This window comes from Emticicia fluvialis (assembly GCF_024793945.1).
Lineage (GTDB): Bacteria > Bacteroidota > Bacteroidia > Cytophagales > Spirosomataceae > Emticicia > Emticicia fluvialis.
Map to the genome: position 1 here is coordinate 32,175 of NZ_JANUSD010000018.1, position 25,147 is coordinate 57,321.

The following is a 25,147-nucleotide window of genomic DNA, read 5'->3' on the forward strand; positions in this document are numbered from 1 at the left end:
AAAATAAAGAAGAGCTAAGCTTTCATAGTATCTTAACGTTAATATTATATTTTATAAAGCGCGCATAAGTGGGTATTTAACAACCAATCTTTCTTAAAGAATTTAACCACTTTTCAACCTGTTTCTTTATTTCACCAGCATCGTTTTTAGGATAATACTTTTTTAAATATTCTGTAAACTCTGTTTGTGTATTGCTGGTTTCCCATTCCATAACCGTGAGGCTTAGCATAGGCCATTTCTTTGTCTCCAGCATAAAGCCATATAAAGGAAGGTATGGCGGTGAGTGATACAGAGAATTCTCAACTAGTTCCTCATAGAAAGGTTTAATAAAAGCCGGTTTCATATCTCGGAAGACATCATAGGCAATACAATGTCTGCAACCCTCTCTCACCATTAGAGCAAATGCAGGCATACCTTTGTCCTGAAAGAAGGTGTACATATAATTAATAAAGTCTTCTTCCATAATGTCACACAAATCTTTACTGTAAAAGGCATATTCCTGTTTGAAGAGCTCTAATGAAAAATTTTCTAGATGTTTATTGATGATAAAATCAATAACCTCATTTTCTTTGGCTGTTATTTCATCAATAGAGGGGCCACGGCTCAATCCGGCTGCAGAGAGGAAATACCTGGGTTTTGAAAAGAGTTCAAAATAGTAGCTCTTAAAGAAGATGGTCTTGCGTTCATAGGTGACCTGAACATACAAAGGATAGGTTAGCTTGCCATGTAGAAAAACTTGTTTTAATCGGTTGTTCAGGTAAGTTTTGTAGGTAACTTTGTATACTTTACTCATTTTGTCGTTGTTTACTCGTTTTTAGCTTACTTACACTACAGCATATTTCTATATAATAAAGGACGTCAGATTTCCCCAAACAAGATGGCAGTACTTTAGATTTCCTCCAGAGACTTCACAAAGATAGTAAAAACGTTATGATAAAATTTGGAATATCAAAACAAATGGCTATATTAGCTTTCTGAAATATGTCCTTCTGCACGAAGGTTTGTGTGAATGATTTAATGAGGAGGTGCAAAATGGAAAAACTAAAACCAGAACAGGCAGTGGAACTGCTGCGAAAAAAAGGAATTGAAATATCAATAGAACAGGCTATAGCTACTCTTGAATTCCTACATTTATTGGCGAATATCCTAATCGCACAATATCTGAAAAAGCATTAGGGTTATATCTCATAGGAAAGTGATTATTGAATTTAATTGAAGGTGAGTATGAAAGTAGCTGATTTGTACATACGGGTAAGTACGGACGAACAAGCCGATAAAGGCTATTCGCAACGTAGCCAGGAGGAACTGTTGCGCAAGTATTGCGATATTAACAACATTACCGTCCGTAGGGTAATGTTTGAAGACCATTCTGCAAAGACCTTTGCCCGTCCGGAATGGAAGGCGTATTTGTTAGAGCTGAAAAAGCACAAAGGAAAGGCAGATGTGGTATTATTCCTTAAATGGGACAGGTTTAGCCGCAATGCCGGAGATGCCTATCAGATGATTAACATCCTGCGCAAATTGGGCGTAGAACCTCAGGCAATAGAACAGCCGTTGGATTTATCTATTCCTGAGAACAAGATGATGTTGGCCTTTTATCTGGCAGCACCCGAGGTTGAGAATGATCGAAGGGCTTTAAATGTTATTCACGGAATGCGTAGAGCAAGAAAAGAAGGGCGTTATATGGGGCTGGCTCCGATTGGTTATGTCAACAAGACTGATGAAGCAGGGAGGAAGTACATTGCAATCCATGAACCGCAAGCAGGTATTTTGCGCTGGTCTTTTGAGGAAGTAGCTAAAGGTGTATATAATACCGAGCAGATTTTCAAAATGGCAAAAGCAATGGGATTTAGAGGAACTAAGAGTCTTTTCTGGTTTGCTATTCGAAATCCGGTTTATTGCGGAAAGATATTTATCCCCAAATACAAGGATGATGAAAGCCGCTTCGTCAAAGGCTTGCATCAGCCATTAATACAGGAAGATTTATTTTATCAAGTGCAGGACGTACTAGATGGTAGGAAACGAAACCAATACAGGCTAACGGTAGTTTCCAATTCGACTTTGCCCCTTAGAGGATTCTTGATTTGCCCAAAATGTGGTAAAATACTGACCGGAAGTGCATCTAAGGGTCTTACCAAGCGTTATTCGTATTATCATTGTTTTGCGGGCTGCAAATTCAGACACAGGGCTGATGCAATTAACCAGCAGTTTGTTTACGAACTGAAAAAGTATATCCCACGTCCTGAAATGGCCGAGTTATACAAGATCGTATTGCAGGAAGCCTGGCATAGCCAAACTGCTCATTTATTAGATGATAAGGGGCAACTGCTGAAACAGATTAAGGAACTGGAAGATAAGTTATCGTATGCCCGAGACTTATTATCCTCTAAACAGATTGAGCCGGAAGATTTTAGAGTAATGAAGTCCGATTACAGCAGTAAAGTTGAAAAGTTGGAAGCCAAACTCAGAGGACTTTCTGATAATAATATGAATATTAAAAACCTGCTTGATAAAGGGATTGACAATCTTTTAAAACTGGATTATATCTATGAAACCGCAGATATAGACAAGAAACGGGAAGTGATTAGTTCGATGTTTCCTGAAAAATTGCATTTTGAAAATAATTCACTTCGAACTAGTAGAATAAATGAAGCTGTTAGTTTTATTTACCTGATAGACAGCGATTTAGGTGGAAACAAAAAAGGACAAATCAAAAATAAATTTGACTTGTCCTGTAAAGTCGGGGTGGCCAGATTCGAACTGACGACCTTCTGCTCCCAAAGCAGACGCGATACCGGGCTACGCTACACCCCGAGGGCGGTATCTAAAAATTGAGAGTGCAAAGGTAGAAAACTTTATTAATAAATCAAAAATTAATTTTAAAATATTTCTACACATTCTCGCGGAGAGGGCGGGATTCGAACCCGCGGTACGCTTTAGACGTACGACAGTTTAGCAAACTGCTCCTTTCGGCCACTCAGGCACCTCTCCTTTCCCGTTTGGGATTGCAAATATACAGGGTCATTTTGTTTTAACAAAACGCAACGCCATTTTTTGTATTTTTTTTCTTAAAATATTCAGGGGTTTATCATACCTGCATTTTGAAAGGTTACAGGAATAACATGAACTACTTTTACAGGTATGCCGTCTTTCAGCGCAGGTATCCATTTGTCGGGTAATTTTACTACTCTTAATGCCTCATTGTCCAGGTCTTTATTGCCGTTCTTAAGTACTTTATGGCCAGCTGCGTTTCCGGTTTCGTCAATGGTAAAGCTAACATATACCTTGCCGGTTGCGTTCTTTTTGTGGGCTGCTACAGGGTACCTCAAATTTTTGGCAATAGTTTCATAAAGGGCATAGCTGCCACCAATTGTCAACGGTGGACGGCTTACCACGCTATAGGTGGTGTCGGTACCTTTTATAATGGCATAATTGGTTGGTGTTTTTTCAGGCCTGAAATAAACCAGCATATTGGTGCTGTAATTATACTCCTGTTCCAACCCATCTTTATCATTAAATTTCCATATACCAACCTTAGTATCATTAGCATAATTACCGGAAGAAATGATATAGCCAAGTGAGCTAAAGGTTGTCCAGGTACTATCCATTTTATCGTTCTTGTAAAAGCCTTCCAGCGAAATCTTTCCATTTACCCATTTTTTATACGAGCCTTGCCTGATTTTTTTGTCGTTTTTCAGTACATAGTATTCTTCCTTATAATTAGTAAACGGATTCGGCTGCGAGCTATTCCTTACCAGTTTCAGCTCCTGGGCAGCGGTGGTCAGTATAGTTAAAGACAGCAAAAGTAAAGTGAGCGTTTTCATGTTTTATTTATTGTTTACCTTAATTTTGCCCGGTTCTGGCGCCATGGGCTTATATTGTCAACAGACACCGCCAGGTTATTCTGCGATTTAAGTTTGCCTTTGTTCGTTAGTAATTCGGCAGCCAGGGCTGCAACAATTTCCAGTTCTGTTTTGTCGGCTGGTTGTTGAAGCACCTCAGGCGTGAAGTAGAGGCTGACAAATCGGGTATCGAATTGACCACTCACAAATGCTTCGTGCTGTAAAGCAAATTTGCAGAATGGCAGGGTAGTGGCAACTCCTGTAATTTTGTATTCGTCTATGGCTCGTATCATTTTTTCAATAGCCTCGGTGCGGTCGTTGCCATAGGTAATAAGTTTGGCTATCATGGGGTCATAATAGATAGGAATTTCCATGCCTTCTTCTATGCCGTCATCTACCCGTACACCGTTCCCTTGCGGACGAACGTAGGTCTGTAAGGTACCCACGTTAGGCAGAAAATTGTTGGCAGGGTCTTCAGCGCAGACCCGCACCTCTATCGAATGACCTTTTATCTGTAAATCTTCCTGGCGGAAACTAAGCGGTTTGCCTTCTGCCACATGAATCATTTCTTTTACCAGGTCTATACCTGTAATCAGCTCTGTAACCGGGTGCTCAACCTGCAGGCGGGTATTCATTTCCAGAAAATAGAAATCCAGATTTTCATCTACAATAAATTCTACCGTACCTGCTCCATAATAATTACAGGCTTTGGCTACGTTAACGGCGCATATACCCATTCCTTCTCTGATGGCCGGTGTAAGCACTGCCGATGGCGCCTCTTCTATCACTTTCTGATGGCGGCGCTGAATAGAGCATTCACGCTCAAACAAATAGACAACGTTACCGTGTTGGTCGCCCATTATCTGTATTTCAATATGCTTGGGCTTGGTTATGTATTTTTCAATAAAGCATGAGCCATTACCAAAAGCTGATATGGCTTCTCCAACGGCGCGGTCCATTTGTTCATCAAAATCTGCTTCGCTTTCTACTACACGCATGCCCTTGCCACCGCCACCGGCACTGGCCTTTATCAGAACCGGATACCCAATTTCGGCGGCTTTGGCTTTGGCGGCATCGCGGTCTGTAATGGCATCAGGGGTGCCTGGCACCATGGGTATGTTATAGCTGGCAACGGCATGTTTGGAGGAGAGCTTATCGCCCATGATTTCAATAGACTCTGCCGATGGGCCGATAAAAATTAAGCCCGCCTCTTTTACTGCTTTTGAAAACCCGGCGTTTTCTGATAAGAAACCGTATCCCGGATGAATGGCATCGGCGCCGGTCTCCCGGGCTACTGCAATGATTTTATCACCGAGCAGATATGATTCTTTAGAAGGCGGAGGACCGATACATACGGCCTCGTCGGCATATTTAACATGAGGGGCGTTTCTGTCTGCTTCTGAAAAAACGGCAACCGTTCTGATACCCATTTCCCGTGCGGTACGCATAACACGCAGCGCTATTTCACCTCTGTTGGCTACAAGAATTTTTCTGATGTCTGGCATAGTCAATTTAATGGCAGCTTTGCCCGCATTCGTTGCTGGGCAGCCTGTTTTTTACTACTAATTAACAGTAAAATTCTGTTTGTTTTTGAAATTTAGAGCAAAAATCTTGGATATTTCCGTAAAAAAAACCGGAGCCTCCGTGATGGGTTTGTTATCAATTCTAAAAAATGATACTTTTGTTAAAAAATGGAGACTTCTTCATCATTTTATTGTTAATTCAATCAGGCAACGCAATGTTACGTTCCTTCATTCATACTTAACATAATGGCAAAAGATATTTTTGACAAAACAATTAGCGATTTAGGTCATATCGGCACACAGGCAAAACTGCTTAATTCTCACCACTATTATTCATTTCCAAGGCTAACCGGCGAACTGGGGCCCTATATGGAGTTTAACGGCAAACGAGTTTTGAACTGGTCGCTAAACAATTATCTGGGTTTGGCCAATCATCCGGAAGTACGTAAAGCCGATACAGAGGCGGCAGAAAAATATGGTCTGGCGTACCCTATGGGAGCGCGTATGATGACCGGAAACACAGAACTGCACGAGGCGTTTGAGAAAGAGCTGGCGGCCTTTGTAGGTAAAAAAGACTCATTTTTGCTTAACTATGGTTATCAGGGGGTTATGTCGGTTATTGAGTGTATTGTTGACCGCCGGGACGTGATTGTGTATGATGCCGAAAGCCACGCCTGCCTGATAGACGGTATACGCCTGCACAAAGCCAAAGGTGGCGAATATTACAAATATGTGCACAATGATATGGAGAGCCTTGAAAAAAACCTGATAAGGGCTACCAAATTGGCTGATGAAAGAGGCGGTGGAGTTCTGGTGATAACAGAAGGGGTTTTCGGGATGTCGGGTAAAGTGGGCAGTCTTGATAAAATTGTTGAGCTGAAGAAAAAATACAGTTTCCGTTTATTGGTTGACGACGCGCATGGTTTCGGAACAATGGGTGCCACCGGAGCGGGAGTACCCGAGCATTTTGGGGTTCAGGATGAAGTAGACCTGCACTTCTGTACGTTTGCCAAGTCAATGGCGGCTATAGGAGCGTTTATTGCTGCCGACCCGGATGTGGTGATGTTTCTGAAATACAATATGCGCTCGCAAACTTATGCCAAGGCATTACCTATGCCTTATGTTCTGGGTGGTATGAAACGGCTTGAACTTATAAAGAAACACCCTGAATACAAAGAAAACCTCTGGACAATTGTTAATGCACTTCAGGATGGTTTCCGTAAACGTGGTTTTGATATTGGTGATACCTCGTCGCCGGTTACCCCGGTTTTCCTGCATGGTAATTATGATTTACCTACCGTTACCAATCTGATACGTGACCTGAGAGAAAACATGGGTATTTTCTGTTCTGTTATCATTTATCCGGTGGTTCCTAAAGGGGTAATTATGCTTCGTATTATTCCTACTTCATCTCATACACTTGAGGACGTTGAATATACCATGGAGTGCTTTGAAAAAGTTCAGGCCAAGCTTAAAGCCGGTGAATATGCATCACTTACAGTAGCCTGATAAACAGGCAGAAAGGGTCTTTAAGAATGGTTTTTGTAGGCTATTTTAATATAGAAAGTAAAAAAGTCAGGCCACAACCTGACTTTTTTACTTTCTGGTACAAAAATATGCTGTTTTTTATAGTATTTTCTTTAGAAAAATTTGTAATATTTATCAATATCTCTAACTTGCAAGTGCTAATAATTCATAGTTTGAGTAAGTAATTCTATTTTTTAACCAAATCTGTTACAATTACCATGAATAAGTACAAAGAACTTAGTGACCTAGTTGCTTCTCTGCAAGGGGATTTTGACAAATTTTACGACAAAGGCAATAAAGCTGCCGGCACAAGAGTAAGAGCCGGTATGGCGCAATTGGCTGCCTGGGCGAAAGCCACAAGGGCCGAAGTACAATCAATAAAAAATGCCCAATGAAAACCACATTTATTGTGAAAGAGATTAAAGAAGAAGGTGAGCTCAGTCATGAGCTTACCTTTTTATATTTTTTCGGTATGCATTAGCGTAGCCAGCCCTCTGATGGTTCGGCGAGATGTTCCTTTAATAAAAACCTCTCCGGCTATTTCAGCAATATGCTTTTCTTTGTCAACAGTCATTACCGTAAAAATTACTTCGTAGTCTGTATCTACAAACATCGGAAACAAATACTCCGTTTCCTGTTTCATATACACTGAACCTTCGCCCGGAAACTCCATACCCAATACCCTTGTAAAAACACTACTGCTTAAATGGCCATGAATAATGGGGCGTTTGAAGCGTGTTTGGGCTGCATAATCGGCGTCCAGGTGCAAGGGGTTTTTATCGCCGGTTACTTCTGCAAATTTAATGACGTCATCCTGCGAAAAACGAAATTCGTGTTTGTAGGTATCTCCGATTTCTAATGGCATAATACTGATTTTTTTGTAAGAAATTAAAAGCACAAATATATCAATTACTTGCTGATGGCCATCAAAAATTAACCAAAGACAATGAGCAGATTAAAACCAAACGCATATTTAATGCCTGCAAAACTAAAACAGGCAGGCAATACCTATTATTTGCCTGCCTGTTTTTGCTATTAAATAAACTTTTAGTTCTTTTTGGGTTGAGACGTACTTTGTGTGCCTGGCAAAATAATTACTTCCGGAGGGGCATTTCCGGCTTTTCTGGGGCTGGCAACCGGAGCCGTATTCTGTGCGGGCGTTGTATTTGTTTTAAGTACAGGGTCTGCATTAATTGCCGGTTCAGCATCTTTTACACCAGTATCTTTAATTGACGCTTCGGCTTGTTTGATAGAAGTGGCAATTGATGCGTCAATTAATCCCTCTCTGATGGCCTGATGATAATAAGCTATGGCTCTTTTCAGCATATCTGCCGTGGCCTGTGGTGTGGGCTGCCGCCAAGCCAGGCGGTGCAACTCAGCGCCTTGTGCCAGTGTAATTCTGGGTAACTGCCCGCGGTTCGGGTCATTGGGGTTTATGTTAATGAGTTCAATCAGATTACTTTTGGCAGGTTCATACCTCCGTATCGCTGCAAAGTCCTGAAATTTCCTGGTAAGAAAAAGCGCCCGCGACGAATAGCTAATCTGGTCTGATACTTTGCTTTCCGACTGAAATTCAGGTAATTTGGCGCACTCGCGGTACAGAAAAAAGGCGTCCCAATAACGGCCTGCTTTAAAGTAATCATCAGCCTCCTGTAATAGATAGGTACGTGTTGATTGCCCGAAAGCCGTAATGGATATAGTTGCAATTGCCAGCATCAAGGCAAAAAAACGCAGGGTCTTCATTAGAAAACAGATTTATTATTTCCGGAAGTTTTTTAGCTATTTTGTTATTTAAACGTATAACAGATATTAAAAATTGAAGCAGCACTTAAAAATTAAATAAATTTGGAATCATTCAGTACCGAAATAGCCGCCTTTATTCAACAAAACAGTTCTGCACCGTTGCTGATTAATCCTGATGCATTCCCTTTTTCGCCATATACGTTTTTGTATCTTTCAGACAAACAAACCGTTATTCATTGTATTAATTTAGAACCGCAGGCAGAGGATGGGGATTTCTTTAAAAGCCTGACCTTGCAATTTGCTGAATCGGGCATTAAAATTGTGCATCTTTGGGAAGACCTCTGGCTTACCCGCAAATTGGTCATACAATCAAGGTTGTTGTCTATTCTTGGCCAATCGGCTACTATTCCGGCGCGGTTGTGCCTGAGCAGGCGCATTGATAAAGCAACGCTTGACGGTTTCCTGAACGAACACCACCTGCAGATTTCTACCTCAGCCAAGTTTAAATATGGCTTGTATTTACCCAAACGTTACTTTAGGGTAATTGATACCGAGAAGAATATTTTTAGCCGGATACTCCTGAAAAATTCTGATATAACTGAAGAAATCCTGGTTGCGGTTGCCTCGTTCAGCACAGCCAGAACTTTTGTGAGAGAGGGCATTTCTTACCGTAGTTTTGAGCTGATACGCTTTGCCAATCTGAAAGGGTTTACGGTAGTAGGTGGTTTTGATAAACTATTGCAGACGTTTATAAAAGAACAAAAGCCTGATGATATTATGACATACGCAGATGCTGATTGGTCAGACGGTGCCAGTTATGAAAAACTGGGTTTTGAAAGGTTGCAATTATTACCGCCCAAAGCCTTTGAGTTGGATGAAAACCTGAACAGACGATGGAACCCAAAGGTTGGAAACAATAACCGGAAAGTCTGGAACGCCGGAAGCTGGAAATATTTACTAAAATTAAAAGAACCGGTAAATGAGCAATAAACCGAGACTGATAGTGCTTTTAGGGCCAACGGCATCGGGCAAAACCCGGCTTGCTGTTGAGCTGGCTGTAATGATTGATGGTGAAATTATCAGTGCAGATAGCCGACAAGTGTACAAAGGAATGAACATAGGTACTGGCAAAGACTATGAAGATTATACGCATAGCTCCGGAAAGGTAATTCCGTATCATCTGATAGATATAGTTGAGGCCGGTAACGATTACCACGTAGCAAGATTCCAAAAAGATTGCATACAGGCATATCAGGATATTACGGCAAGGGGCAAAGTACCCATTCTTTGCGGTGGAACAGGTATGTATATAGAGGCAGTTTTGAAAAGCTATCAGCACACACAGGTACCTGTTAATGAAGAATGGAGAAATGAACTGGACACCCGAACCTATGAAGATTTATTGTGTCTTTTTAGGCAAGATTACCAGGTGTTTTACCCTGATGCCGATGTCTCTACTAAAAAAAGACTAATCAGGGCTTTTGAGGTGGCAAAATTCAACAGTAGCAATAATGCCGTAAAGAAAGATAATGAAAGTATATCTGATGCAATTATTTTCGGGATAAAGATACCGACCGAGATACGCCGGGAAAGAATAACCGCGCGATTATATAGCAGACTGGCCAGTGGAATGATAGAAGAAGTGCAAGGCTTACTGAATGCGGGTGTAAGCCCTGAGAAACTGGTATTTTATGGGCTTGAATATAAATTCATTACGGAATATTTGCTTGGGCATACGGCCTATGATGATATGGTAAAAAAACTGGAAGTAGCCATACACCAGTTTGCCAAGCGACAGATGACGTTCTTCAGAAGCATGGAAAAAAAAGGATTAGCTATTCACTGGCTGGATGGGATGGATAGCCTGGTGAATCTTACTGAGGAGATGATGGGGCTTGCAGAAATTAAACCCTTCCCCATGTTGGGGCGACCCAAGTAGGGAAGGGTAAGGATGGGGTTTCATTCCTCTTTACCAAACATAAGTAGCCACAGACCCACCATTAAGGGCCTGGCTCAGCGTTTTGCCTTTAAAAGAAATTGTGAAAGATTGCGGTTTGTCAGATTCATTCAGTACTAACAGTACTGTTTTGCCACCTGAGGTTTTAAAGGCCACATTGGCCAGAGACAAGGTAATGTTTGAAGCTACCCGCACTGAACCCGGGCGTACAAATTTAGAGGCATGTGCCACAATATAATAAGCCGGGTTTCTGATGATAGACTTGCCAATAGTTAAGGCTCCCAGGCACTCGGTGCAACCGCCGTCAGTATGTGGGTTTTGTTTCGGGTCTGCAGCTAGATTCCATTCCAGCACATTTCTGCACCAGTTTCTGGGTGCGCCAATAATCAGGTTTTTTATATGCCATTTCAGGTCTCCCGCAAAATTGCCCGGGGCACCAATCCATTGTTCGGTAAAGTACAGGTTTTTGTCAGGATGTGCTTCATGAACATCTTTCAGGGCTTCAATTGCGCCGCCGTACAGGTGGAAAGCCGAGCCATCAATATATTTACGTGCTTCGGGGTCGTTCAGAATACTGATGGGGTAATCCGGGCGGTCGGCATTGTGGTCATACAGTACAATTTTGGTTTTAATACCACTGGTTTTAAACGTCGGACCCAGATTTTTTTTGATAAAAGTGGCCTGTTCATCTGGCAGCATCAATAAACTTGGGTTGTTGCCGGGGTGCAAAGGTTCGTTTTGAATGGTTATGGCGTCAATTCTGATGCCTTCTTTTTGCATGGCCTGTATGTAGCGGGTAAGGTATCTGGCATAAGCCTGGTAGTATTCGGGGTTCAGGCTGCCTCCTTTTGAGTTGCCGTTGGTTTTCATCCAAACCGGGGGCGTCCAGGGCGAACCCAGTATCTTAATTGTCGGATTAATTTTCAGTATTTGCTTCAAAACAGGAATAAGGTCTTTTTGCTCTTCAGCCAGACTGAATTTATTCATAGTCACATCGGTTTCTCCGGCAGGCAGGTCGTTATAAGTAAACACATGGTCGCTTAAATCAGATGCGCCGATGCTGATACGCAGGTAACTGATGCCTATATTGTTACCATTGGTAGCAAAAAGTTCTTTCAGTAAATTGGCCTTTTCGGTTTCGCCCAGTTTATTAATCAATGTGGCACTACCCCCTGTAAGCGTAAAGCCAAAGCCATCCATGGTCTGAAATTTCTTTGTATCATCTACAAAAATGGTGGGGCAGTCAGTTTTATCATCCACAAACTGTAAGGCCTGGGCCTGTTTTTGAAACAGGGCAGATTTATCGGCATTGGTAAGCCATACGTCAACCCGTTGTGCATAAGTAAATGAAACCGCAAAAATAAAAGCTGGTAAAAGAAGGTATTTCATAGATTGGGAATGAGGTTTTCGGCAGGCAAGTTAGATAGAAATATAAAATAAACCCATTGTTTACTTGATTAGATTCAATTTTTAAATGACCCTGTGAGCATTTATTATCAGCCGTTTCTGTTTCAGTTTCTACTTTTATTTTTTATTTTTGAGAACAAGTTCAGCCTTTAACCTCTTTATATCAATGCCAAAGTTTCTTGCCATCGTACTTTGCATGCTAAGCCTGTGTCTTTCTGCTCAGAAAAGTAAGCCAGTTTCAGTTATTTTTGATACCGACATCGCACCTGATTATGACGACGTAGGCGCGATGGCCCTGCTGCATGCCCTGGCCGATGCTGGCGAAGCGAAGATTCTGGCCACTATTTCATGCAATTCCTTTGAAACCACCGCACCTACCATCAGCGTACTGAATACATATTTCGGTCGTCCGGATATCCCGGTTGGTATTACCAAAAGAGAAAAACCCAACATGAACTGTTCGCAAAAGTGGGCAGATTTTATAATAGATAAATATCCTCATAACTTAAAAGCAAATGCCGAAGCCACTGAGGCGGTGAAACTTTACCGCAGGATTCTGGCAAAACAGCCAGACCAGTCTGTAACTATTATAACGGTTGGCTTTTTTACCAATCTGGCCGATTTGCTTGATTCCCGGCCAGATGAGTTTTCAAAACTTTCAGGAAAAGACCTCATCAGAAAAAAAGTAAAATCGTTGGTATCTATGGCTGCCGGGCTGGATAAAAACCAGCGTTTCCGTGAATTTAATGTGCATATTGATGCCAGAGCATCGCAAAAGGTATTTACTGAATGGAATACACCAATGCTGCTCAGTGGTTTTGAGATCGGCGAGAAAATAAGAACAGGTATTCGACTGATAAACAATGATGATATCCAGAACAGCCCCGTGAAAGATGCGTATCAGGTAGCTTTGGCAAAAGATAAGAACACCCAGGGGCGTAACAGCTGGGACCAGACCGCCGTTCTGGTAGCCATTAGAGGTATTGAACCCTATTTCTCTTACAGAAAGTTGAATCTGGAGATTAAGGAGGATGGCACAAATGTGCTGATACCCGGTGAGAAACTGATGTACCTGACAGAGAAAATGCCCCCTGCAGAAGTAGCAACCATCATTGAAGATTACATGATGCACCAGCCTAAAAAGAAATAGTCAATCATTTCACCTCTAATCATCAGGCCAAATGTTTATCATAGAAACATATCCGCTTGCCGTACTGTTCTGTATTATTACCATGTTGTGCTGGGGTTCATGGGCCAATACCCAAAAACTGGCGGCGGCTACCTGGCGTTTTGAATTATTTTATTGGGACTACGTAACCGGTATCGTACTGCTAGCTACTTTTCTGGCATTTACACTGGGCAGCAACGGCACCGAAGGGCGAAGCTTTATTGCTGATGTGCAACAGGCTGATGCCAGCAATGTAAGCTCGGCCATGCTGGGCGGGGTGGTTTTCAACGCAGCTAATATTCTTTTGGGTGCGGCTATATCTATTGCAGGTATGGCAGTGGCTTTTCCGGTTGGTATTGGTCTGGCGCTGGTGATTGGCGTGATTGTGAACTACCTGGATAACCCGGTTGGTAATTCATCACTTATTTTTCTTGGTGTAGGGCTTATTGCTGCTGCCATATTGATTAATGCCTATGCTTACAGGCGCGCAGTTGCACAGGCAAAGGGTGTTTCTTCAAAAGGATTGATTCTCTCGGTAGTGGCCGGGGTGCTGATGGGCTATTTCTACAAATATGTGGCGCAGGCCATGTTCCAGAACTTTGAAGTACCAGAAGCCGGAAAGCTAAGCCCTTACACAGCTGTGTTCTTTTTTTCGATAGGCATCTTCTTAAGCAATATTTTGTTTAATTCATTGCTGATGTGGAAGCCTTTTGTGGGAACACCCGTTAGCTACGGCAGTTATTTTAGAGGGAGCATGAAAAATCACCTGACGGGTGTGTTAGGTGGGGTAATCTGGTGTATGGGTATGGCCTTTAGCATTATCGCATCTGATAAAGCCGGAACAGCCATTTCATACGGATTAGGGCAGGGGGCTACTGTGGTAGCAGCCATCTGGGGTATTTTTATCTGGAAAGAGTTCAGAAATGCACCCCGGGGTACATCAACTATACTTAATGTAATGCTGCTGCTTTACTTAACGGGGTTGGGCTTGATAATAGCAGCAAGATAACATCCACAAAATTTTTAGATATGTCAAAAATAGTAGTGATAGGCAGTTCGAACACCGATATGGTGGTGAAAACGAGCCGTTTCCCCAAACCCGGGGAAACTATATTGGGAGGCACATTTTTTATGTTTGCCGGTGGGAAAGGAGCGAACCAGGCTGTATCGGCTGCCCGTATGGGAGGAGACGTGGTGTTTATTGCCAAAGTAGGAGACGACATTTTCGGCAAGCAGGCCGTTGAGGGTTTCCGGAATGAAAAAATCAATACAGACTATATCATTACTGATGCCGAAAAAGCCTCGGGTACAGCTTTAATTATTGTGAATGAAGCCGGAGAAAACAATATTGTGGTGGCTCCCGGCTCTAATGATACGTTGTCGGCAGAAGATATTCTGAAGGCAGAATCAGAAATTGAAGGAGCCGAAGTGGTACTGATACAACTGGAGACACCACTGGCAACTGTATTTTTTGCTGCTCAACTGGGGGTTAAAACCGAAAGTAAGGTAATTCTTAACCCTGCTCCGGCACAGCAACTGCCGCAAGAGCTTTATCCGTTATTATATCTGATAACCCCCAATGAAACAGAGGCAGGCATACTGACCGGCATTGAGGTAACTGATGATGCCGCTGTTGAAGAAGCCGCACAGGTATTGCTTGATAAGGGCGTACGAAATGTAATTATTACTTTGGGTGATAGGGGGGCGTATTTCAGAAACGAATACCTTTCGTTTTTTATGGACGCGCCAATGGTTGAAGCCATAGACACCACCGCCGCAGGTGATGTGTTTAATGGCACACTGGCTGTTGCACTGGCTTATAAAAAAGACTGGCGGTCTGCCGTTGAGCTGGCCTGCAAGGCCGCTTCGCTTTCAGTAACGCGTATGGGCGCGCAGGCTTCGGCTCCCTATCTGAACGAAATTTCATCTTCTTCTAATTTCTATTTCTAAATTGCGTTTATTTTTGTTGTTTTGACAATTAATTGACCAAAAGGCAATTCATGAGAAAATACCTCTTTTTAATGCTCTTACCCATGGCTACTATGGTTAGGGCGCAATCTATACTTGAAGAGCAGTTTCAGTTTAATTTTCTTGCTTTAAACCCTGCCATGACTGGAGCCCGGGAGACTTTCAGCCTCAATGGTATGTTTGGTAACCAGTTTAATGGTACGTTGCGCCCTCAGCAGGTTTATCAGCTTTTTTCTATGGATGGCGTTATACAGCAAGGTAAAGGGGGCCTTGGTTTGCAGGCGTATAACAGTAATGTAAGTGGTTTTGATAACGCCGGCGCCAAGTTGTCTTATGCCTATCGCGAGCAGTTCAGAAACGGGCTTACGGTTTCTGTAGGCGCCAACGCCGGATTCATCTATCAGCCCGTTATATTATCCGGCACGGGTGTCAAACAAATGTTCCCGTATCTGGGTTTAGGAGGTATGCTTTCTACCAAACAGTTTTTTGTAGGCCTTTCTAAACCTGTTTTACTGATAAGCGATGGCCTGTATAATAGCAAACAACCGGTTTATACCATGATTGGGGCGTCGGTAGGAGAACCAGAAAACGTAATGCTCAACATTAGCGGTACGCTGGAAACCAGCAAAGGTGAAAAACCAGGTGTTTTTCTGACAGCGAAGGTATGGATGAACGAGCAGATAGGCCTGGGCCTATTATACAGAGCAGAAACACACATGGGTAGAAAGGTAAATAAAATAATACCAATGGCAGAATTTCAACTGGGTGAGAGTTTCCGTCTGGGCGGGTCTTATGATTTTAGACCGCTGGCTTATTCAGGTTCGGCATCGCAGGAGATTTTCCAGCAGAGAGGTATTTTTCAGCTGTATATCCGCTATGAGTTTTTGGGCGAATACGGCAGCTCCAGTCGCATGAAATACTATTAATATGAAATCCCTCTTTCCGGAGGGATTTTTATTTATTTCATGGGCTTTGTTGAGCCTTTGAAACACTGAAAGTCAGGAACTGAAAATTGTTTTCATATCAAATGTAACTATTCTGTTTTCTTTCATCCGAAAGACAATGATTTTAGTAAAAAAATTGTTATTTTATTGAATACCTTACTGTAACTTTGTAGCGTTTTGGCAAGTGGGGGTTTGAAGACACGGTTAGTTTAAGATTTTCCCCTCACCAGAGCAGGTTTTATGCGGTTTTACGACTAAATATTATCGTTCTCCGAAACGAGCATTTAATAATTTTAAAATTCTCAATGGACCAATTCTCGTACATCGCCAATGCTGACGTAGCCGCATTGGACGCTATTTACCAACAATACAAACAAGATCCTACTTCTGTTGACGAAAGCTGGCAGAATTTCTTCAAAGGTTTTGAGTTTCATCAGGCTTATAGTGGAAACGGACAATCGAACGGCACTAACGGAGTAGCTGCCAAACCTGCCGGTATAACATCTGCCAGTGCAGAGCACACACGCAAGGAAATGGAAGTGGTGCACCTCATCAGAGGGTACCGCTCTCGCGGGCACCTGCTATCTAAAATAAACCCTATCGGGCCGCGGAAAGACCGCAAGCCAATGCTTGACCTGGCCGATTTTAATTTGTCTGATGCAGATCTGGATACAGTTTTTGAGGCCGGAGTAGAGCTTTTTGGTGAAGCCGCCTCTTTGCGCAAAATTGTTGATGCACTTAAAAAAGTATATCTGGGCAAAATTGGTTTTGAATATTTATATATCCGCGACCGCCAGGCTAAAAACTGGTTGCGTAAGAAAATTGAACAGGAGTACCTGAACTTTACGCCAACCCGTGAGCAGAAACTACGGATTTTTGAAAAACTGAACGAGGCCGTAAATTTTGAAAATTTCCTTCACACCAAATTCCTGGGTAAAAAACGTTTCTCGCTTGAAGGTGGTGAATCTACCATTCCTGCATTAGACATTGCCATTAACCGTGGCGCCGAACTGGGAGTAGAAGAAGTGGTAATTGGTATGGCGCACCGTGGCCGTTTGAATATATTGACCAATATTCTGCAAAAGCCTTACGAGCAGGTTTTCAATGAGTTTGAAGAAAACATTCAGCTGGATGCCTATACAGACGGCGACGTGAAATACCACATGGGGTATTCAAGCCAGGTAGAAACCCCGGAAGGAAAAAGAGTGAGCCTTAAATTGATGGCTAACCCTTCTCACCTGGAGGCCGTTAATCCGGTGGTAACAGGTTATGCACGTGCCAGAGCCGATGCACACTACGAGAAAGCGGCCGTGAAACCAAACGACCGTGACGATATTTATGACAAAATTCTGCCTATCATCATTCATGGTGATGCGGCCGTTGCCGGTCAGGGCATTGTATATGAAGTAACGCAGATGTCTAACCTGCCGGGTTATTATACCGGGGGTACGCTTCATTTTGTAATTAATAACCAGGTTGGCTTTACAACCGACTTTGAAGACGCCCGTTCGTCTATCTATTGTACCGACATCGCCAAAATTATCGATGCGCCTATCTTCCATGTAAACGGAGATGACCCCGAGGCAGTGGTTTATACCATGAAACTGGCTACCGAATTCCGTCAGGAATTTAACCGCGATGTGTTCGTGAACATGATTTGTTACCGTAAATACGGCCATAACGAATCGGATGAACCGCGTATGACCCAGCCAACCATGTATAAGGTGATTGATACCCACCCGAACACCAGAGAGATTTATCTGCAGGAATTGATGGAACGCGGAGAGGCAGATGCAAAATTCTCGGAAGAACTGAAAAAACAATTTGAAGGCGAATTGCAGGATTTACTTGCCAAAGTAAAACAAAAGCAACTGCCTTATCAGAAACCAAAACTGGAAGAAGACTGGGAAAAACTGCGTCGCTCAGTGCCTGAAGATTTTGAGCAATCGCCGGTTACAGGTATTTCAACGGCTACTATTGAGAAAATCGGGAAGGCTTTATCAAACGTGCCGAATGGTTTCAAACCTTTGAAGCAGATTGAAAAAGTACTGGATGAAAGACGTGCCATTTTTGCACAGGAGAAGCCCTTTAACTGGTCGGTTGGTGAGTTAATGGCCTATGGCGCCATCCTTGACGAAGGCAGAATAGTGCGTATTACAGGCCAGGATGTACAACGTGGTACGTTTACGCACCGCCACGCAGTGTTGCATGATGCCGATACCAACCAGCTATATACCAATCTGGCCCATATAGACGAAAATCAGGGTAAATTTGAAATATACAATTCGCTTCTGGCTGAATACGGTGTAATGGGCTTTGAGTATGGCTACTCAATGGCTAACCCGAACGCGCTTGTTATCTGGGAAGCACAGTTTGGTGATTTCTCGAATGGTGCGCAGATTATGATTGACCAGTTTATTGCCGCTTCAGAATCAAAATGGAACAGCATGAACGGCCTTGTTTTGTTGCTGCCACATGGTTATGAAGGCCAGGGGCCTGAGCACTCAAATGCCCGCCCTGAGCGTTATCTGCAATTGGCTGCCGAGTACAACATGTATGTATGTGCCTGTACAACGCCTGCCAATATCTTCCACATGTTGCGCCGTCAGGTAGCATTACCATTCCGTAAGCCATGTATCCACATGTCGCCCAAGTCTATGTTACGCCATCCAATGGCTATTTCTAAAATAGAAGACTTTGGCGAGGGTACACGCTTCCAGGAGACTATCGGTGACGATTTTGCCGACCCTAAAAAGGTAAAACGCGTATTATTGTGCAGCGGTAAAGTTTATTACGATTTGTTAGATAAGCAACAAAAAGAACAACGTACCGACGTAGCCATTATCCGTGTTGAGCAACTGCACCCGTTCCCTGCCAAACAGATAGAAGCACATCTGGCCAGATACAAAAAGCCAGAGGTAATATGGGTACAGGAAGAACCTGAAAACATGGGCTACTGGTCTTTTGTGTTGCGGGAGTTTCCTCAAATTGGTGTAGGTAATGTAATTGCCCGTAAGTCGAGCGCATCACCTGCCACAGGATACACCAAAATACATGCGAAAGAGCAGTCCGAAATTGTTGAGAAAGCGTTTAACAAGTAAGTAACCGTAAGAAAAATAAATATATCGATATCAATAACTTAGCAATAAACAAGTTATGGCAATAGAAATGAAAGTCCCTTCGGTGGGCGAATCAGTAAGCGAGGTAACTATCGCTTCTTGGACAAAAAAAGATGGTGACTTTGTAAAAATGGACGAGGTAATCTGTGAGCTGGAGTCTGACAAAGCCACTTTTGAACTCCCCGCAGAAGCCGACGGTATTTTAAGAATTATAGCAGCCGAAGGTACAACGTTGCCAATCGGAGCTTTGATTTGCAAAATTGAAGATTCTAATAACAATACTAAAGACAGCGCCCCTGCGGCTGCGGCGGCTCCTGCCCCGGCAGAAGCACCAAAAGAAGAAGCGAAAGCTCCTGCACCGGCTGCTGAACCTGCACCCGCTGCGGCATCAAAAACCATTGATGTGGTAGTACCGGCAGTAGGTGAATCAATTTCTGAAGTTACCATAGCCTCCTGGAGCAAAAAAGACGGCGACAGTGTGAAAATGGACGAGGTGATTTGCGAGCTGGAATCAGATAAAGCCACTTTTGAACTGCCATCGCCAGAGAGCGGAGTGTTAACCATAGTTGCCCAAGCTGGTGACGTAGTGCCTATCGGTGGCATAGTTGCCAGAATAGCCGTAGGCGCGGCGGCAAGCTCAGCACCGGCACCAGCTGCTGCTCAGCAACCTGCTGCCGCAGCTCAAGCACCTGTTGAGGCCGGTAATAGCTATGCGGCAGGGCATCCGTCGCCGGTTGCTGCCAAAGTATTGGCCGAAAAGGGTATTGACCCTGCCAATGTACAAGGTACCGGTGTTGGTGGCCGTATTACCAAAGAAGATGCATTGAAAGCAACGCCTGCACCGCAACCAAGTGCTGCTCCTGCCGCACCGGCTGCTAAAGCGCCTGCTGCACCTGCTCCGGTGGCGTCTGGTATTGAAGGGAGAATATCGCGCAGAGAAAAAATGACAAGCCTGCGTAAAACCATTGCGAAACGTCTGGTGGCCGTAAAACAGGAAACAGCCATGCTTACGACTTTCAATGAGGTGGATATGAAACCTATTATGGATCTGAGAGCCAAGTACAAAGATAAATTTAAAGAGATTCACGGTGTTGGTCTTGGCTTTATGTCGTTCTTTACCAAAGCGTGTGCCATTGCCTTGAAAGAGTTTCCGGTAGTGAATGCCTACATAGATGGCGATGAAATTGTGTATAACGACTACGCCGATATCGCCATTGCGGTTTCTGCACCACGCGGCCTGGTAGTGCCGGTAATCAGAAATGCCGAACAACTTAGTTTTGCAGGTGTTGAATCAGAGGTTGTTCGTCTGGCTGTAAAAGCAAGAGACAACAAGCTGACTATTGAAGAAATGACAGGTGGTACCTTTACTATCACCAATGGTGGTATTTTTGGCTCAATGTTGTCTACGCCTATCATTAACGCGCCGCAATCGGCTATTCTGGGTATGCACAATATTGTTGAAAGACCAGTTGTTGTGAATGGCGAAATCGTGGTTCGTCCAATTATGTACGTGGCATTAAGTTATGACCACCGCACCATTGATGGTAAAGATTCAGTAAGTTTCTTAGTGAGAGTAAAACAATTGTTAGAAGACCCAACCAGAATTTTGTTAGGCGTATAACACTTGTTACCTATATACCAGAGCGGCCATTGAGGATTTTCCCCGATGGCCGTTTTTGTTTCTGTAATTATTAAAGAAATTCTGTGGATGATTTGGATTAATTGTCTTTTTTTTAGTATTTCGGTTACCTATTAATCCGGTTTTGTTTAAAAAATATACATATTCAGCATTTTTTATACTGCTACTTAGTATATCTACTCATGCTCAGATTTCTATCAGACAAGTGCTGATAAACGGGCAGGTATATCCATATAAACCGGGCTCTGGTATTTCTATTTCTGCGCCTGACGAGAACCTGGTCATTGAGTTAAATCCGGTAAAAGGCAATTCAATCAGGTATTTCTACCGTATCAGGCCCATGTCTGAAAGTTGGTTCTGGAGCAACTACCCGTCGGTTCATTATCAGAACCTGCCGGGTGGTAATTATCACTTGCAGATAAAGGCGGTAGATAACAAACAGAGGGTGGTGGCTGCGGCGCAGGTAAGTATTAATAAAAACCAGGCTTTCTGGCAAAAATGGTGGTTCTGGCCATCTATTGTTATTTACATTTTATTGATTTTCGGCGCGGGCTTCTATTTGTTTTTTATCTATGACCTTCGCCAGAAACTCAAGCTACAGCATATCCGTAACCAGATAGCCTCCGACCTCCATGATGAGGTCGGCTCTAACCTTAACTCAATTGCCATATTCATTGAGTTGCTTCGCAAGAAGGTTATCAAGCAGAATCCGGACTTGCTGCCCATTCTGGATAAGATTACTGATAATTCAGAAGAGACAGTTTTGTTAATGCGAGATACCGTATGGGCCATAAATCCTGAAAATGATTCTACCGAAAAACTATTTGAAAGAATGCGTTCTTTTGGTGTTGAGATGCTGACAGCCCGCGGTATAACGTTTAACTTTGAGTTGCTGATTGACGGGAAAAGGGATATATTCCCGATGGAACAACGGCGTAATATTTACCTGATTTACAAAGAGGCTATTAATAATATTTCAAAGCATTCGCAGGCCACGCATGCGTCGTGCCAGGTAACCAGAGGCCAGGGGATGGTAAAAATACAAGTAAGCGACAACGGCAAAGGCTTTAATGTAAATGAGATTTTTGAAGGTAACGGACTCAAAAACTTTAAACACCGCAGCCAGGAGTATGACTTGAATGTATCTGTGCAATCAAGTGCGCAAACGGGTACAGAAGTTCTGATTGAAATAACAATTTAGGGGTGGTATCACCATAATTGGGGATTTACGCGAAACAAAATACCCCGTAATTTTACAGAAATATTTATAGCCATAAAATCAATTGATTTATAAAATTATGGGGTTAAAGTGTTTTAATAATGATTAGTGTACTACTTTTTGAAGACAATAAAAACCTCAGAGAAAGTCTTTCGCTGTACCTTTCGGGTACAGACGGACTAAGGTTGGCAGGTGCCTACCCCGAAGCAACTGATGCTGTAAAATTAGTGAGCCGGCACCAGCCTGATGTGGTGCTGATGGATATTCAGATGCCGCAGGTGTCGGGCATAGAAGCGATGATAGCCATCAAAAAAGTGAATAGTGATGTAAAAGTGTTGATTCAGACGGTATTTGAAAATGACGACAAAGTGTTTGCTGCTATTTGCGCAGGCGCCAACGGATATATTTTAAAGACTCCCAAGCCAGAAAATTATGTAAAAGCTATTTTTGACGTTTACAACGGTGGGTCTCATTTAACCCCCAGCATTGCTGCCAAGGTGCTGGCCATGTTTCAGAATCAGTTTGTGATGAAAGAGCAAACCTACGTTTCGCTGACACCGCGCGAGAAAGAAGTTTTGCAGCTGATGGTGAAAGGCATGAGTTATAAAATGATAGCCGATGCCTGTAATGTAAGTTTTAACACCATACATACCCATATAAAAAACATTTACGAGAAATTGCACGTCAATTCGGCGCCTGAAGCAGTTGTAAAAGCGCTCTCAATGCGGCTGGTTTAAAAGGTGCCTGATGCCCCCGGCTTATTATTGACTAACGATTATTGATTGAAAACAAGTGAAACTTATACCACAAACTGATATGAATTCTTGCTGGGCGGCATCTTTGGCTATGGTATCTTTAGCCCTTGATGATGAACCCAAAAGCCAGGAAGAATTTATAAAACTTAGAAACAATGCTATCGGGCTGAATGAATATCCGTATCGGGCAACCACCATACCTGATGCCGATATGGCCTATTTCACGGCAGAACATCTTTCTGGTTACACAAGTTTTACAGAGGGTTCGTTGGGTTTGCATCAGATAAAGCAATTGCTTGAAGACTCAAAACCAGTTATTTATGATTATAAGCTGAACAGCAATACACAGTCTCATCTGGTGGTGATGGACAAAGTAGAGAAAACGGCACTATTGCCAGATAATTGTAACATATCCTGGATTCACATCAACGACCCTTGGCCAATTAATCAGGGAAATGGTTTTTATATAACCTATGAAAGATATTACGGGCAAGGTAAAATTGATGATTCGGATTCAGGACCAAGACGAAAATACACTATAACATTACTGACGAACAATAGGCCAAACCTAAATAATGACGATAAAATATATTTGTCAAATGTCTTTTTTAATGAGACCTCTGATGATTTGATACGTGCTTTCCTAAAACATGTGGAAGCCTTGCCTGATGCACAAGGCGATTCGTTTTATAATGAAATAAACTTTAATAAATCTTTGGCGGCAGCAACCAGGGTTTCTAAAGGTTACAGAGTTCTGAATGTAGGTACCCGAGGGACTTTTGCAGACTCGGGTGTGAAAATTGAAACCCTTTTGGGGATGGATGCCGATACCTATATATATTTTCTTGGCCAGAATAACAAGATTACCACCATTATTACGACCGCAAAAGTAAGGAATCCACACAACCAATTTGGTTTTAACGATAACTGGATCATCAACCATATTGAAAGAGCCGACAGGTTTGAATCAATGGCCCCGATACTTGAGAGAATCAGTAATGAAATGAATTGGTAGTGCGTTTACCCTGGCAACCGGGTAATTTTGAAAACAGCCTGAAAAACCTTACAAATTTTGAGAAGCAATATTTTATTCAATTCCTAAAACATCAATTAAAATGGGAGATTTAACCACTAAAGAAGACCTATCCGAACAAAATGGAGATCCTGCAAAAAGAGATTCCGCCGCATTAAAAAGAGTGAAAAGACACACCTACGTTGATTTGGATGAAGGACCAAATGGTACAGAAAAAACAAGACAGGAGGGTCTATACCTTAGCCTTGACCAGATGGAGATCTTAATAAGCTATCTTAGGAAGAACCACCCGAATATTGATCACGTAAGTTTTATGATTGGCAAACTAAGTTCAAAAGAGGGGCGCTCGCTGCAAGAAAGAGCTAAGCCAAGAGTTAATGAAGAAGAATATACAGTTGAGATTTTGCCATTCCAGTTTAAAAAAGATGGTAATTCTGAGTTTTTAACGGTTGATAACGTTGTAGGTTTTCTTACTATTCCGGGGCAGCCTTTTGATAATGAAATGGGCGGCGGCGGCGGCGGCAACCAGAAAGTTCCACCACCATCAGTAAGGACTCCCTGATTAAAGCATGGATTTTACACTAGGATTATATCGGTTTTCCGGATGGTCACAGGATGTGATTTGGCTGTTAATATGCTGGATGATGCTAAAGAAAGGTGGTTATTGGACAGGGCATAAGATATTCTTTTTGCTCTATGCCCTGTCTACTGCCTTTTTCGAAATAGTTTATGCTATAACAGCCATTACCCTGAGCAACAACCTTTTTCTGGATTATTGGTTTATAGCCCTTGAGTTTGTGGTTTTGAGTTTTTATCTGAGAGGCGTTATAAAGCTGAAATGGATAAACGTAACTGTTTACATTTTATGCCTGGCCTTTGTGGGGTTTTCTGTTTATAATTCTTTTCTGGGGCAGGGTTTTAATAACTATAATAGCTATGGCACACTCATAAACAGTCTTTACCTTACTTTTTTGTCGGGGCTTGGCCTTTTTATGCTTGCCAAAAGGTATATCAACAAAAGGCTTTTCAGCCTTACTGAAAGCTGGCTTGTATTAGGTGTTTTTCTGATATACTCAAGCATTATTATTTTTGATTATATTTATGCACTTTCTGTACCCTATAAAAACGATACCATACTGTATGCAGTTTTAATAGTACAGAATTTTATTAAGAGCTTTTTCCTTATATTTTATATAAAAGGAATAATGTTAATTAAGTAGCTTGTTTTTCGGGGTTTTAATTTTTTTAGTTTAGTTGTTTTGTAGCCATGTAGCAAAAAATCCCCAGAATTGGGGATTTTTTG

At 42.4% G+C, this 25,147-nt stretch carries 21 protein-coding genes, 2 tRNA genes and 1 pseudogene; 16 read left to right on the forward strand and 8 right to left on the reverse strand.

Annotated elements, in window-relative coordinates:
• Window positions 1-76: 76 nt before the first annotated feature.
• Entirely contained in the window at window positions 77-793 is a 717-nt protein-coding gene (locus NZ848_RS18635; protein WP_259016805.1) for a hypothetical protein, read from the reverse strand.
• Window positions 794-1,224: 431 nt separating this feature from the next.
• Here NZ848_RS18635 and NZ848_RS21605 point away from each other — a divergent pair.
• Window positions 1,225-2,124, forward strand: a pseudogene (locus tag NZ848_RS21605) (recombinase family protein); the annotation flags it as partial.
• A gap of 616 nt (window positions 2,125-2,740) precedes the next feature.
• Here the strand turns inward: NZ848_RS21605 and NZ848_RS18640 are convergent.
• The 4 genes from NZ848_RS18640 to NZ848_RS18655 form a co-directional block, all read right to left on the reverse strand.
• Window positions 2,741-2,814: transfer RNA gene (locus NZ848_RS18640), tRNA-Pro, on the reverse strand.
• Between the two features lie 89 nt (window positions 2,815-2,903).
• Window positions 2,904-2,991, reverse strand: a tRNA-Ser gene (locus NZ848_RS18645).
• A gap of 86 nt (window positions 2,992-3,077) precedes the next feature.
• Complete coding sequence (locus NZ848_RS18650) at window positions 3,078-3,824, reverse strand: energy transducer TonB (RefSeq protein WP_259016806.1); 747 nt, start codon at window positions 3,822-3,824, stop codon at window positions 3,078-3,080.
• Window positions 3,825-3,838: 14 nt separating this feature from the next.
• Window positions 3,839-5,347, reverse strand: coding sequence for an acetyl-CoA carboxylase biotin carboxylase subunit (locus tag NZ848_RS18655; RefSeq protein ID WP_259016807.1), 1,509 nt, complete (start codon window positions 5,345-5,347; stop codon window positions 3,839-3,841).
• 264 nt (window positions 5,348-5,611) lie between these two features.
• On the opposite strand from NZ848_RS18655, the gene NZ848_RS18660 reads away from it, so the two are divergent.
• Both NZ848_RS18660 and NZ848_RS18665 read left to right on the forward strand, forming a co-directional pair.
• Window positions 5,612-6,874: an aminotransferase class I/II-fold pyridoxal phosphate-dependent enzyme gene (locus tag NZ848_RS18660; RefSeq protein WP_101725918.1), complete on the forward strand. Its 1,263-nt coding sequence runs from the start codon at window positions 5,612-5,614 to the stop codon at window positions 6,872-6,874.
• Between the two features lie 236 nt (window positions 6,875-7,110).
• Window positions 7,111-7,287 (forward strand): histone H1, encoded by a 177-nt coding sequence (locus NZ848_RS18665; RefSeq protein ID WP_101725917.1) that lies wholly within the window; start codon window positions 7,111-7,113, stop codon window positions 7,285-7,287.
• A 62-nt stretch (window positions 7,288-7,349) separates the two neighbouring features.
• On the opposite strand, the gene NZ848_RS18670 is transcribed toward NZ848_RS18665, so the two are convergent.
• Window positions 7,350-7,757 carry a MaoC family dehydratase gene (locus NZ848_RS18670; RefSeq protein ID WP_259016808.1) on the reverse strand — a complete coding sequence of 136 codons (408 nt, stop codon included), beginning with the start codon at window positions 7,755-7,757 and terminating at the stop codon, window positions 7,350-7,352.
• Between the two features lie 182 nt (window positions 7,758-7,939).
• A complete protein-coding gene (locus NZ848_RS18675; protein ID WP_259016809.1) occupies window positions 7,940-8,635 on the reverse strand; it encodes a hypothetical protein in 696 nt (231 codons plus the stop codon).
• Window positions 8,636-8,737: 102 nt separating this feature from the next.
• Between NZ848_RS18675 and NZ848_RS18680 the strand changes: the two genes are divergently transcribed.
• Both NZ848_RS18680 and miaA read left to right on the forward strand, forming a co-directional pair.
• On the forward strand, window positions 8,738-9,625 hold the full coding sequence (locus NZ848_RS18680) for a hypothetical protein (protein WP_259016810.1): 888 nt from the start codon (window positions 8,738-8,740) through the stop codon (window positions 9,623-9,625).
• Window positions 9,615-10,574 carry a tRNA (adenosine(37)-N6)-dimethylallyltransferase MiaA gene (gene miaA / locus NZ848_RS18685; RefSeq protein ID WP_259016811.1) on the forward strand — a complete coding sequence of 320 codons (960 nt, stop codon included), beginning with the start codon at window positions 9,615-9,617 and terminating at the stop codon, window positions 10,572-10,574. Before NZ848_RS18680 ends, miaA begins: the two co-directional genes overlap by 11 nt.
• 30 nt (window positions 10,575-10,604) lie before the next feature.
• Here miaA and NZ848_RS18690 read toward each other — a convergent pair whose 3' ends face one another.
• Complete coding sequence (locus NZ848_RS18690; RefSeq protein ID WP_259016812.1) at window positions 10,605-11,981, reverse strand: glycoside hydrolase family 30 protein; 1,377 nt, start codon at window positions 11,979-11,981, stop codon at window positions 10,605-10,607.
• Window positions 11,982-12,165: 184 nt separating this feature from the next.
• Between NZ848_RS18690 and NZ848_RS18695 the strand changes: the two genes are divergently transcribed.
• The 11 genes from NZ848_RS18695 (at window position 12,166) to NZ848_RS18745 (ending at window position 25,064) form a co-directional block, all read left to right on the forward strand.
• Entirely contained in the window at window positions 12,166-13,149 is a 984-nt protein-coding gene (locus NZ848_RS18695; RefSeq protein WP_259016813.1) for a nucleoside hydrolase, read from the forward strand.
• 31 nt (window positions 13,150-13,180) lie between these two features.
• Window positions 13,181-14,176 (forward strand): GRP family sugar transporter, encoded by a 996-nt coding sequence (locus tag NZ848_RS18700; RefSeq protein WP_259016814.1) that lies wholly within the window; start codon window positions 13,181-13,183, stop codon window positions 14,174-14,176.
• Between the two features lie 20 nt (window positions 14,177-14,196).
• Window positions 14,197-15,117, forward strand: a complete 921-nt coding sequence (gene rbsK / locus NZ848_RS18705) for a ribokinase (RefSeq protein WP_259016815.1) — start codon at window positions 14,197-14,199, stop codon at window positions 15,115-15,117.
• Window positions 15,118-15,167: 50 nt separating this feature from the next.
• The gene (locus NZ848_RS18710; protein WP_259016816.1) at window positions 15,168-16,061 is read left to right on the forward strand and encodes a PorP/SprF family type IX secretion system membrane protein; all 894 of its coding nucleotides are present in this window, start codon (window positions 15,168-15,170) and stop codon (window positions 16,059-16,061) included.
• A 323-nt stretch (window positions 16,062-16,384) separates the two neighbouring features.
• The gene (locus tag NZ848_RS18715) at window positions 16,385-19,180 is read left to right on the forward strand and encodes a 2-oxoglutarate dehydrogenase E1 component (protein WP_259016817.1); all 2,796 of its coding nucleotides are present in this window, start codon (window positions 16,385-16,387) and stop codon (window positions 19,178-19,180) included.
• A gap of 55 nt (window positions 19,181-19,235) precedes the next feature.
• Window positions 19,236-20,819, forward strand: a complete 1,584-nt coding sequence (gene odhB / locus NZ848_RS18720; RefSeq protein WP_259016818.1) for a 2-oxoglutarate dehydrogenase complex dihydrolipoyllysine-residue succinyltransferase — start codon at window positions 19,236-19,238, stop codon at window positions 20,817-20,819.
• Window positions 20,820-20,961: 142 nt separating this feature from the next.
• Window positions 20,962-22,038, forward strand: a complete 1,077-nt coding sequence (locus NZ848_RS18725; protein ID WP_253528281.1) for a sensor histidine kinase — start codon at window positions 20,962-20,964, stop codon at window positions 22,036-22,038.
• Between the two features lie 119 nt (window positions 22,039-22,157).
• The gene (locus tag NZ848_RS18730; RefSeq protein WP_101725904.1) at window positions 22,158-22,793 is read left to right on the forward strand and encodes a response regulator transcription factor; all 636 of its coding nucleotides are present in this window, start codon (window positions 22,158-22,160) and stop codon (window positions 22,791-22,793) included.
• Between the two features lie 79 nt (window positions 22,794-22,872).
• Window positions 22,873-23,826, forward strand: a complete 954-nt coding sequence (locus NZ848_RS18735) for a papain-like cysteine protease family protein (protein ID WP_253528278.1) — start codon at window positions 22,873-22,875, stop codon at window positions 23,824-23,826.
• A gap of 100 nt (window positions 23,827-23,926) precedes the next feature.
• A complete protein-coding gene (locus NZ848_RS18740; RefSeq protein WP_101725902.1) occupies window positions 23,927-24,406 on the forward strand; it encodes a hypothetical protein in 480 nt (159 codons plus the stop codon).
• A 7-nt stretch (window positions 24,407-24,413) separates the two neighbouring features.
• Entirely contained in the window at window positions 24,414-25,064 is a 651-nt protein-coding gene (locus NZ848_RS18745; RefSeq protein ID WP_259016820.1) for a hypothetical protein, read from the forward strand.
• Window positions 25,065-25,147: the final 83 nt, after the last annotated feature.